The 12,062-nt window shown below is 39.9% G+C and carries 8 protein-coding genes, 2 pseudogenes and 1 riboswitch; of the genes and pseudogenes, 9 read left to right on the top strand and 1 reads right to left on the bottom strand.

The window, feature by feature from the left end; genetic code table 11:
- Window positions 1-17 precede the first annotated feature (17 nt).
- Window positions 18-992: an elongation factor P--(R)-beta-lysine ligase gene (gene epmA, locus EV694_RS04785; protein WP_132690007.1), complete on the bottom strand. Its 975-nt coding sequence runs from the start codon at window positions 990-992 to the stop codon at window positions 18-20.
- A gap of 206 nt (window positions 993-1,198) precedes the next feature.
- On the opposite strand from epmA, the pseudogene EV694_RS04780 reads away from it, so the two are divergent.
- The 9 genes and pseudogenes from EV694_RS04780 to EV694_RS04740 form a co-directional block, all read left to right on the top strand.
- Window positions 1,199-1,708 (top strand): annotated as a pseudogene (locus EV694_RS04780) (ABC transporter ATP-binding protein); the annotation flags it as partial.
- A gap of 257 nt (window positions 1,709-1,965) precedes the next feature.
- Complete coding sequence (locus EV694_RS04775) at window positions 1,966-2,853, top strand: iron-siderophore ABC transporter substrate-binding protein (protein ID WP_341538822.1); 888 nt, start codon at window positions 1,966-1,968, stop codon at window positions 2,851-2,853.
- Window positions 2,847-4,820: pseudogene (gene fhuB, locus EV694_RS04770) on the top strand (Fe(3+)-hydroxamate ABC transporter permease FhuB). Before EV694_RS04775 ends, fhuB begins: the two are co-directional and overlap by 7 nt.
- Before the next feature lie 129 nt (window positions 4,821-4,949).
- Entirely contained in the window at window positions 4,950-7,010 is a 2,061-nt protein-coding gene (locus EV694_RS04765; RefSeq protein ID WP_132690002.1) for a TonB-dependent siderophore receptor, read from the top strand.
- 120 nt (window positions 7,011-7,130) lie between these two features.
- A protein-coding gene (gene prfB / locus EV694_RS04760; protein ID WP_132689999.1) for a peptide chain release factor 2 occupies window positions 7,131-8,229 on the top strand; the annotation gives its coding sequence in 2 pieces (ribosomal slippage) (window positions 7,131-7,205 and window positions 7,207-8,229; 1,098 coding nt in all).
- A 396-nt stretch (window positions 8,230-8,625) separates the two neighbouring features.
- The gene (gene lysS, locus EV694_RS04755) at window positions 8,626-10,134 is read left to right on the top strand and encodes a lysine--tRNA ligase (RefSeq protein ID WP_132689997.1); all 1,509 of its coding nucleotides are present in this window, start codon (window positions 8,626-8,628) and stop codon (window positions 10,132-10,134) included.
- Between the two features lie 79 nt (window positions 10,135-10,213).
- A riboswitch (PreQ1 riboswitch) is annotated at window positions 10,214-10,258 on the top strand.
- Between the two features lie 2 nt (window positions 10,259-10,260).
- A complete protein-coding gene (gene queC / locus EV694_RS04750) occupies window positions 10,261-10,947 on the top strand; it encodes a 7-cyano-7-deazaguanine synthase QueC (RefSeq protein WP_132689994.1) in 687 nt (228 codons plus the stop codon).
- Window positions 10,937-11,365: a 6-carboxytetrahydropterin synthase QueD gene (gene queD / locus EV694_RS04745; RefSeq protein ID WP_132689992.1), complete on the top strand. Its 429-nt coding sequence runs from the start codon at window positions 10,937-10,939 to the stop codon at window positions 11,363-11,365. The genes queC and queD overlap by 11 nt, the downstream gene beginning before the upstream one ends.
- Before the next feature lie 3 nt (window positions 11,366-11,368).
- Window positions 11,369-11,998 (top strand): 7-carboxy-7-deazaguanine synthase QueE, encoded by a 630-nt coding sequence (locus EV694_RS04740; protein WP_132689989.1) that lies wholly within the window; start codon window positions 11,369-11,371, stop codon window positions 11,996-11,998.
- Window positions 11,999-12,062 lie beyond the last annotated feature (64 nt).

The raw sequence follows: 12,062 nt of genomic DNA, 5'->3' as shown, positions 1-12,062 counted from the left end.
AAAAAATCCACCGCTCTTTATGCATTATCAATACCAAAAGCTAATACTTCTTTAATATCTGTTGCATTGAGGGCAATCATTAATAAGCGATCAACACCTAATGCCACACCAGCACAATTCGGCATACCTGCCTGTAAAGCTGCAATAAAGCGATGATCAATTTTCTGTGGCTCTAAGCCCAATTTTTGGCGTTGACGATTATCCTGTTCAAAACGACTTAATTGCTCTTTGCTGTCCGTTAATTCGTGAAAACCATTCGCTAATTCTAGTCCTTTATAGTAAAACTCAAATCGTTCTGCAACACGATGATCTTCGGAACTCACTTGTGCTAAGGCGGCTTGAGTGGCTGGAAAATGATAAACCGCAATGGGACGTTCTAAGCCAATATTCGGTTCAACCACCGCACTAAATAAAAATTGTAACAAGGTATCTCTTGGTTCATCTTCAGAGGTTTGAAAACCATATTCTTGTGCTTTCTCTAATAATTCTGATTTTTCGGCTGAAAGCGGATCAAGCCCAACATATTGTTGAAAAACAAATTGGTAGCTAAAACTTTCTGCAGGCTCACAATCCAAGATTTGTTGTAGTAAATCATCCACTTCATTGATCAAACGATACATATCAAAATAAGGGCGATACCATTCTAACATCGTAAACTCAGGATTATGTTTACTCCCAGCTTCTTCATTACGAAACACGCGACAAAGCTGAAAAATTGGTCCACTGCCTGCGGATAATAAACGTTTCATATGATATTCAGGACTTGTCATTAACCACAGTTGTTTATTTTGATGTTGAAAAGGTGCGATAAATTCTGTACTAAAGGTAGATAAATGTACATCTGTTACGCCAAATTCACTTAATACGGGGGTTTCTACTTCAAGCAAACCTCGATCTGTAAAAAATCGACGTATATCTGCGATAATTTTTGCCCTCGCCAATAAATTTTCTATTGGAGCAGAGGGTTTCCATTGGGTATCATGATTATTCATTATTAATGCTATTTTAAATAAAAATGGAATTATTCTAACGGAAAAAGCAGAATTACTAAACCAATATTATTCAAATAAGTTGATATTTCATCACAAGTTATTGTGACCTAATTATCAAACCAAATTGAAATTATTTTCATTTCTCGTTAAAATCTCGCCGATTTTTTCCACAGTATTGATGTCAGCAAAAATAAGGAGAGGAAATTGTGTTTCAATTAAAACAGGTGTCTTTTGTGATTCCGCAACGTACCTTGTTATATCCTCTTGATTTGAATTTTAATGCTGGCAAGGTTTATGGCTTAATTGGGCATAATGGTTCGGGGAAATCTACCTTGATTAAGTTAATGGCTCGCCAACAAAAAATCAGTGGTGGGCAGATTTTGCTTAATAAACAGGATATTTCCTCTTGTTGGGGAAGTCGTGATTTTGCGAAACAAGTGGCTTATTTACCGCAACATTTGCCTACTTCAACCCAATTAACGGCGCGTGAATTAATTGCTATGGGGCGTTATGCTTGGAATGGTTTATTGGGGCGTCAAACTGAAACGGATCAGCAGGCGATTGAACGGGCAATGCAACTGACCCATACTTGTCAATTTGCCGAGCAATTTATTGATACCCTCTCTGGTGGTGAGCGTTCTCGCATTTGGTTAGCCATGTTATTAGCTCAACAAAGCCAATTTTTATTGCTTGATGAACCCTTAGCCCCTTTGGATATTGCTCATCAAGTGGAAGTTATGCAGTTAATTCGTCAATTAAGCCGAGAATTGGGATTAGGGGTGGTGATTGTTATTCATGATATTAACCTTGCCAGCTATTTTTGTGATGAATTAATCGCCTTACATCGTGGGCGTTTGTTAATGCAAGGTACGCCACAACAAATGATTACTCAGCCTAATTTACAAGCGATTTATGGTATTCAACTTAATGTGATACCTCACCCTGATACCACTTGCCCAGTGAGCTTTTACTAATGAAAAAAATTTTGTTTATTTTCACCGCACTTTGCTGTTGCTTTTTCGCTGTTTTAGCACAGGCTCAAATGGGATCAGATCGTTATGCAAGCCTTGATTGGACAGTAGCAGAAACCTTGTTAGCTTTAGGGGTTGAGCCTGTGGCGATTGGCGATGTTGAGGCTTATAAAAAATGGGTGGCAAAGCCTAGCTTACCACCAAAGATTATTGATTTAGGGCTTCGTCATCAACCTAATCTTGAGCAAGTGGCTTGGTTAGCCAAGCAAGATAGCGAACAACCACTTATTTTTATTAATACCCCTTTTTATGCTATGGCAAGTGCAACGCTCAAGCCCTTTGCTCAAGTAGAAATGGTGGATTTTTATCAAGCGGGCAATGCTTGGCAAAATATTGTTACCGCCACTCAGCAAGTGGCAAATTTAGCAGGGCGAACGGATGATGCGGAGAAATTATTGGCAAATTTTGACAAACAGATTGCACAGTTAGTACCACAGGCTCAGCCTTTTACCTCACGTCCCATTGCCTTAGTGCAATTTATTGACACTCGCCACTTACGCATTTATGCGGAAAATAGTTTACTTGGAGCTGTGTTAAAGCAGCTGGGTTTCCATAATGCTTGGCAAGGGGAATATAATATTTGGGGATTTGCCACTATCAATATTACCCAATTAAGCCAATTACCCCAAAATGTGAGACTTGTAGTGATAAAACCTTATCCTGCCAATGTGGTGCAAGCTCTTAGCCATAATAGTTTATGGCAATATTTAAAGCTCAATGAAAACACCTTAGTTTTGCCTGCCATTTGGACCTTTGGCGGTATTCCCTCAGCACAGCGTTTTGCCCAAACCTTGGTGCAGGCATTACAAACAGGAGGGGAACCTTGGTAAAAATAAACACAAAACCCACCGCACTTTTCTTTGTGGGCTTATGCTTATTATTTTTCGTGTTAGCGATAATGTTGTTAAGCCAACAATTACCCGCTCACTTTAATCTAACGGATTTATTCCGTCAGTCCACAGATCTTGAGGTATTGTTATTGCAAAACTATAGCCTACCTCGTATTGTTATGGCGTTATTAGCGGGCGGGACATTAGGTTTAGCAAGCCTTTTATTACAACAAATTATGGCAAATAATTTGGTATCCGACAGCACCATTGGGATCAGCAGTGGCGCCCAATTTGCCTTATTTTTAGCCACCATTTTATTTCCAGCCAGTTTACATTATGGGGCAAGCCTGATCGCTTTAGGCGGTGCGGTGGTGAGTTTGTTATTAGTATTTTGTTTAGCTTGGCGTAAAACTATGTCGCCCTTACTGCTGATTTTGGCAGGTTTAGTGGTAAATTTATATTTTGGTGCGTTTTCATCACTGATGATGTTATTTTATCCTGAAGAATCGCGAGGCTTAGCATTATGGGGAGCTGGCTCATTGGTGCAAGAATCTTGGCACGACAGCTAATGGCTTCTTTGGCAAATAAGCCCAATATTATTGATTATTGCCCTATTAATACGCCCACTCACAATTTTAAGTTTAAATGAAAGCAATGCCGTCAGCTTAGGCGTCCCTGTGGCTCGCTTGCGTTTTCTTGGGATTGCCATAGCAAGTTATTTGATCGCTTGTGTGGTCAGTGCGGTAGGTATGTTAGGATTTATCGGCTTGATTGCTGCCACCTTGGTGCGTCAATTAGGGGTGCGTCGCCTAAAATATCAGCTTATTTTGGCATTTTATTGTGGCGGATTATTACTGGCAATCACGGATTTATTGTTGCAATTATTGGCATTATGGCGAGGTATTCATTTACCCACAGGGGCAGTAACCGCGTTATTAGGCACACCTTTATTATTATGGTTAATGTTCCGCACCTTGCCGAAAGCCACAGGACTGAATGAAACCACTACCACAAAACAAATTAAATTTAGACCGCACTTTATCGGCATTGCCTTGTTGCTTTTGTTCGCTGTGATTTTTGTGGCGTTAAATTTTGGGCGTAGCGGACAAGGCTGGCATTGGCTAAATCAAGATACATGGCAAGATATTGTTATAGGGTTACGCTATCCCCGTTTATTAATGGCGTTAGCCGTAGGAATTTTATTAGCCACCGCTGGGGTTTTATTACAACGGCTTACCCTAAATCCGATGGCAAGCCCTGAATTACTGGGCATATCCTCAGGCACCAGTATGGGGATTTTGCTGTTGCTGTTTTTCTTTTCTAGCCAAAACCCTGTATTTTTTTGGTTAGCTGGGGTTATTGGGGCGTTACTGGCGTTATCCTTATTATTACTGATTAATCAAACCAATGGTATGTTGCCAGAAAAAGTGCTACTCACAGGGATTTCCTTGTCAGCATTATTTGATACCTTACAACGATTAGCCATTGCCAGTGGTGATCCGAGAGCCATTTTATTACTTAACTGGACATCAGGCTCCATTCAACCCGTAGAAAGCCATTTCGCTTGGGGCTTTTTATTAATTAGCTTGGCGTTATTTAGCATAAGTTTGTTATTTAGCCGTTGGTTAGAAATTTTAGGCTTACAAGCCCCTATGGCACAAGCCTTAGGCTTAAATTTACGCCAAGTGCGGTGGATTTTAATTTTATTTTCTGCCTTGCTCACAGCCATCGCCACCTTGATTATCGGGCCTCTGAGTTTTATTGGTTTATTAGTGCCACATTTAGCCCGTTTAGTGGTGGCAAGGGTTTATCAACAGCTTATTGTGGCTGCCTTATTGGGTGGCATTATTATGATTACGGCAGATTGGCTAGGACGTCAGCTACTTTTCCCTTATGAAATTCCTGCGGGATTGGTCGCCACCTTACTTGGCGGTAGCTATTTTTTAGTGATGATGCGTAAAGTGTAATATATAGTGGTTTCAATTTAACATCAGACAAGCTGAAACGGCTATATTTTAAAATAGAATAAGCGAAAAAGTGATATTTTTCGCTTTGTAACCGCCCCTTGTGGGCTTAACCTAACTAGGAACTTAACAATGAAAAAATCCTTTGTTTATACTGGCTTAGCCAGTGCCATCGCTATGGCAATCAACCCAGCATTCGCAGAAGAAAATAGCTCACAAGCAGAATTGTTAGAGGCTATTGAAGTGGTGGGTACATTAAATAAACTTGATGCACAACCCTTTAATCAAGCAAAATCTGCCACAGTGATTAGCCAGCAAACCTTACAAGAGGAAGGCGTGGTAAAAGCCGATGAATTAGGGCGTTATCAAGCAGGGTTTGTTAATCAAACCTATGGCTCAGATACCAATACAAACTGGTTTAATATTCGTGGTGCAAAAGTCAGTCAATCTTTAGATGGCTCCCCGATGTTAGAGCAAGGCTTTTTTACCCCACAAATTGACTTGTTTGGGCTTGAAGCGGTAGAGGTAGTTAAAGGTGCTGATTCTATGGCTTATGGTAAAGCTCTATCAGGCGGCTTAATTAACTATATTAGTAAACGCCCACATAAAGATCTTGTGGGGGGGGGTACGATCGTTAGTTATGTAGGTAACAAAAATCAACGTGGCATTGGATTGGATTATACGGGCGGATTAAATGCGGATAATAGCCTACGTTACCGTTTAGTGGGATCTTATGCACGTGCCGACGGCGAATGGAATGGCACTTGGTCAGAAAGCTATTATTTTGCTCCCTCTCTTAGCTGGGATATTTCCGATCGCACTCATTTAACCCTGCTTGCTAGCTATCTAAAAAATGTGGGTGTACCAAGCTCAAATTTCTTACCACAATTAGGCTCTTTAGTTGCAACCCCACAAGGTAAAATTGCTCGTCATGCTAACCTTGGCGATCCTACCCAAGATTATGAGCGTAATCATGTAAAAAGTATTGGTTATGAATTTAGCCATGATTTTGGTGCAGGTTTAACCTTTAGCCAAAATTATCGTTATCAATATATTTCTAATCAACATCAAGGGGCTTATGCTTATCCCTCCCTGTATGATGCAAACTGGAACCCTATTCCCTTTACCAATGATTTAACTCGAGGTGTTGTATATAACAATGGGCGTGCAAAAAGCCATAGTATTGATAATCGTATGACTTGGCAATATAACAATGATTGGTTAGAAAATACCTTATTAGCAGGTTTTGATTATCGTCATCAGGATTTTAATTCCCTTTATACTTTATCAGGGGAAGCCAGTAGCGTTGATGTGTATAATCCTTCGCTTTCTTATGGACAGCCTTATAGTATTAATGCCCCTCATGTGCATATTAAATATATCCAACAAGGTTATTATGTACAAAATAATGCTCGTTTATGGGATAAATTGGGCGTTACATTAGGGCTCCGTCATGATCGCATAAGAAATACAGAACTTGGTCGATTACTTTCTGATAAAAATAATCATACCTCGTATCAAGGTTCAATCATGTATTTTAATGATTTAGGTTTAAATCCTTATTATGCTTATAGTGAGGCATTTTCTTTGCCTGCAGGATTAAATGCAAATGAAACTCTCTATAAACCTATTATTTCTCGTCAACATGAAGTTGGGGTGAAATATATGCCAAGTTGGTTAGATGGTACAATTTCATTAGCTTACTTCCAAGCTCGCGATACAGGGGCATTAGTTATGTCAGCAACAGGAGAGGGGGCAGAAAATGGAACACCAACAAAACGAAAAGGAATAGAGTTTGAATTAAGAGCAAATATTACTGAACGATTAAACGCTTTATTTGCCTATACTTATCTAAACTCAGTAGAGCGAAAAACAGGAGCAAGAACTGCACTTACTCCAAAACATACCCTTGCGAGCCGTTTAGCTTATCAATTTACCCCTGATTTTAATGCAGGCATTGGTTTGCGTTATATTGGTAATAGTGTCACTGCAACAGGATCATTATATTCAGGTGCCAAAGTACCGTCCGCTACCTTAGTGGATCTCTTTGCTAGCTATAATATTTCGCCACAATGGCAAGCTAGAGTAAATATTGATAACCTAGGCAATCGTAAATATCTCGCAGGCTGTGATTACTATTGTTATTACGGTGAGGGCATTAGTGGCGTTGCCAGCTTATCTTATAAATTCTAATTAAACCTTTCTTGAATTTAGCTCCGTTAAAAAATTGCATTTAGCGGAGCTTTCTTTTAGCTATCATAATTATGCAAAATAGCTTATAATCCGTAGTTTTCATTTAACCCAATAAGCATTATGTTTGAACTTAATCCAATCAAAAATAAAATCCTTGATATTCAGCAGCGTACTCAGTTGCTTAGGGGGTATCTTTGACCTTGATAACAAAATTGAACGTTTAGAAGAGGTTAATGCGGAATTAGAACTGCCCGAAGTGTGGAATGATCCTGATAAAGCCCAAGCCTTAGGTAAAGAGCGTGTTAGCCTTGAAAATGTGGTCAATACGATTCGTCAACTTGAGCAAGGCGTAGAAGATATTGATGTCTTGCTTGAACTTGCCATTGAAGGCGAGGATGAACAAAGTTTTGCCGAAGCCTGTCAAGAAGTAGAACAGCTAGAACAAAATTTAGCCCAGCTTGAATTTCGTCGTATGTTTAGCGGACAGCACGATAGCGCGGATTGTTATGTGGATTTACAAGCAGGTTCTGGCGGTACGGAAGCGCAGGATTGGACAGAAATGTTGTTGCGAATGTATTTGCGTTGGGCGGAAAGTAAAGGCTTTAAAACAGAATTAATGGAAGTTTCTGACGGCGATGTAGCTGGCTTGAAATCCGCCACCATTCGGGTTTCAGGGGAATATGCTTTTGGTTGGTTACGCACTGAAACAGGTATTCATCGCTTAGTGCGAAAAAGCCCCTTTGATTCTAACAATCGCCGCCATACCTCTTTTGCTGCGGTGTTTGTTTATCCTGAGATTGATGAAGATATTGATATTGAAATTAATCCAGCAGATTTACGCATTGATGTTTATCGTGCCTCTGGTGCAGGGGGACAGCACGTCAATAAAACAGAAAGTGCGGTGCGTATTACCCATTTACCTAGCGGTATTGTGGTGCAATGTCAGAATGATCGTTCTCAACATAAAAATAAAGATCAAGCAATGAAACAGCTTAAAGCTAAGTTGTACGAGTTAGAATTGCAAAAACAAAATGCGGAAAAACAAGCCATGGAGGAAAGTAAATCCGATATTGGCTGGGGCAGCCAGATTCGTTCTTATGTACTTGATGATTCAAGAATTAAAGATCTACGCACTGGAGTAGAAAACCGCAATACCCAAGCTGTACTTGACGGGGATTTAGACCGTTTTATTGAAGCGAGTTTAAAGGCGGGGTTGTAGTAAGTATTTTTTGAGGTGACAAAATGTCTCCTCAAAAACATTAAACAAAATAGGGAAAACGCTTTCTAAGCCCCTTAAAAAGCCCCTGACTAAGGCTTACAACGATAGAATAATTTTGGCTGTTTGAGCGTAGCGAGTTCCAAAATTATTCGTATATCGTTGTTGCCGAAAGGCAGGATAAGGCTTTTTCTAGGGGTGCATTTCTTTGCTTACTTTCTTTGTGCAAGCAAAGAAAGTAAGTCGCCAACGGCGAAAACCGTTAGCCATAACGAAGAAATTAAAGTAAATTGTCAACAATAAAAACCGTTGATAACATAGAAAAAATAAACGAAAAACTTACCGCACTTTGTCATAAAAAGTACAAATTTAAAGATTAAACATACAAAAGGTAACAAAATGACAGACCAAAACCAAGAATTAGATTTAAACGGCGAAATGCTTGCTCGCCGTGAAAAATTAAATACCTTACGTCAAAAAGGTAACGCCTTTCCTAATACCTTTCGCCGTAATGCTTTAGCACAGGATTTACATCAACAATATGACGAAAGTGATGGCGAAAGTTTAAAAGCCCAAGAAATCCAAGTCAAAGTGGCTGGGCGAATTATGACTAGACGTGTTATGGGGAAAGCCACTTTTGTTACCCTACAAGATGTGAGCGGACGTATTCAGCTCTATATTGCTCGTGATAATTTACCTGAGGGCGAATATCAAAATAACGTGGGGCTATGGGATTTAGGCGATATTGTGGGTGTGCAAGGTACCTTATTTAAAACCAAAACCAATGAACTGACCATTCGTTGTAATCAAGTGGAATTATTAACCAAAGCGTTACGTCCATTGCCTGATAAATTCCACGGCTTAAGCGATCAGGAAACCCGTTATCGTCAACGTTATTTGGATTTAATTGCTAATGAAGAATCACGCCGTACCTTTATTATTCGTTCTAAAGTGGTGGCGGGTATTCGTGAATATTTTATTAACAAAGGTTTCCTTGAAGTGGAAACCCCTATGCTCCAAGTGATCCCGGGCGGTGCCTCGGCTCGTCCTTTTGTTACTCATCATAATGCCTTAGATGTGGATATGTATTTACGCATTGCCCCTGAGCTCTATTTAAAACGTTTGGTTGTGGGCGGTTTTGAGCGTGTATTTGAACTAAATCGTAACTTCCGCAATGAGGGGGTATCCGTTCGCCATAATCCAGAATTTACAATGTTGGAATATTACCAAGCCTATGCGGATTACCACGATTTAATGGATAACACCGAGGAATTATTGCGTAAATTAGCCCTAGATATTCTTGGCACAACCATTGTACCTTATGGCGACTATGAGTTTGATTTTGGCAAACCATTTGAACGCATTACAATGCACGAGGCAATCCTAAAATATGGTGCAGAGAAAGGAATTGTGGAAGCTGATTTATATGATTTTGAGCGTGCCGTTGCGGTGGCAAATAAATTAGGTATTGAGGTACAAAAATCTTGGGGCTTAGGTAGCCTTGTGAATGCTATCTTTGAAGAAGTCGCAGAACCGCACTTAATTCAACCGACTTTCTTAATGGCACACCCTGCGGAAATTTCGCCATTAGCGCGTCGTAATGATCAAAACCCAGAGGTAACCGATCGTTTTGAGTTATTTATTGGGGGGCGTGAAATTGGTAATGGTTTCTCAGAGCTTAATGATGCAGAAGATCAAAATGCCCGTTTTGATGCTCAAGTGGCTGCCAAAGAAGCAGGCGATGATGAAGCTATGTTTAAAGATGAAGACTTTGTGGTCGCCCTTGAACATGGCTTACCACCAACCGCAGGCGAAGGCTTGGGGATTGACCGTTTAGCGATGTTATTTGCTAATGCCGCTTCTATTCGTGATGTGATTTTATTCCCAGCGATGAAGCATAAGAGTTAATTCTGTATAGTCATTTCAATTTAAAATGAGGTGACTATAAAATTTAGGCTATTTGTATCTACAAATAGCCTATGACCCTTTAACCGTGGTTCGCAAACCTCCCACGCAAAAAAACTAGGAAAATTAATGAACAATTTAGCAACCAACAATCCTAAAGGGATTGTTATCTTTTCGGGTGGACAAGACTCCACCACCTGCTTATTACAAGCCATTCAACATTATGGTGTTGAAAATGTAGAAACCATCAGTTTTCAATATGGACAACGTCATCATATTGAGTTGGAAAAAGCCAAATGGATCGCTCAAGATCTCAAGGTAAAGCAAACAATCCTTGATCTCTCGGTGATGCAAAGCATTACCCATAATGCCTTAATGGATAGTCAGCAAACCATTGCACAAGCAAAAGGCGAACTGCCTAACACCTTTGTAGACGGACGCAATGCGCTATTTTTGCTTTACACAGCCATTTATGCCAAAGGGCAAGGCATTAAGGATATTATCACTGGGGTTTGTGAAACCGATTTTAGTGGCTATCCTGATTGTCGAGATGTGTTTATCAAATCAATGAATATCACGCTCAACCTTGCGATGGATTATCAATTCAATATTATTACCCCATTAATGTACCTAACCAAAGCCCAAACCTGGCAACTTGCTGATGAACTGGGCTATTTAGACTATGTTCGCCAACATACTCACACTTGTTATCAAGGGGTACAAGGCGGCTGCGGACAATGCCCAAGTTGCCAATTAAGGGAAAAGGGCTTGCAACAATATTTACAACAAAAGCAAGGGGGAAATAATGGCATTTAAAATTAGCAAAGAATTTAGCTTTGATATGGCACATTTGCTCGATGGACATGATGGCAAATGCCAAAATTTACACGGACACACCTATAAATTGCAAGTGGAAGTAAGTCAACCTTTACAGCAAACAGGAGCTAAAAAAGGGATGGTAATGGATTTTAGCGACATCAAAAGTATTGTAAAACGTGCGATTCTTGATCCCCTTGATCACGCCTTTATTTATGATCAACATAGCGAACGAGAAAGCCAAATTGCTCAGCTACTAAACCAGCTCAATTCAAAAACCTTTGCTTTTCCGACGCGTACAACCGCAGAAGAAATGGCGAGATTTATTTTTAACCGCCTAAAATACGAGGAAAATTTACCTGTCAGTGCCATTCGTTTATGGGAAACGCCCACCTCATTTTGTGAATATCAGGAATAAATTATGCCAACGCCAGCATTATTTGATCCACAATTTAATATTGTGGAAATTTTTGAAAGTTTACAAGGGGAAGGCTTTAACACAGGTATGCCGAGTATTTTTATTCGCTTTGGCAAATGCAATCTCGCTTGCCCTTGGTGCGATACCAATTACAATCAGTATCAACCCTATTCCCTAAGCCAAATTATGGCAAAAGTGCGGTCGTTTTCCGCAAAAAATATTATTATTACGGGCGGCGAGCCTACGATTGTGCCACATTTAAGCCTACTGCTAGAACAATTAAAAGCAGAAGGCTATTTTCTCGCCATTGAAACCAACGGCTTAAAACCTATCCCACCACAAATTGATTATATCGCCACCAGTCCGAAACGCTTGTACCAACACAAATACTGCCAACGCTGTATTCCCTTTGCTCACGAAGTCCGCATAGTTGCCGATGATGATGTGCTGGCATTTTGTGAACAAATTGAAACCACCATTGAAGCCCAGCATTATTATCTCTCCCCTTGTGAGAATAATGGCGAGATGAATCTGGAACAAACCATTCGCCAATTAGGCTTATTAAACCAACGCCCCAATAAACCTAAATGGCAGTTAAGTATTCAAACCCATAAGTTGGTGGGGATGAGGTAAGTTATGAATTATTATTCCATTTTTTATCAAATCCATAACCTAAATTTAAGCGAGATTTTGCTGT

It is taken from the genome of Volucribacter psittacicida, assembly GCF_004339025.1.
Taxonomy (GTDB): Bacteria; Pseudomonadota; Gammaproteobacteria; order Enterobacterales; family Pasteurellaceae; genus Volucribacter; species Volucribacter psittacicida.
The sequence above is the reverse complement of the archived record's forward strand: the minus strand, read 5'-3'. Positions and strand labels throughout refer to the sequence as shown.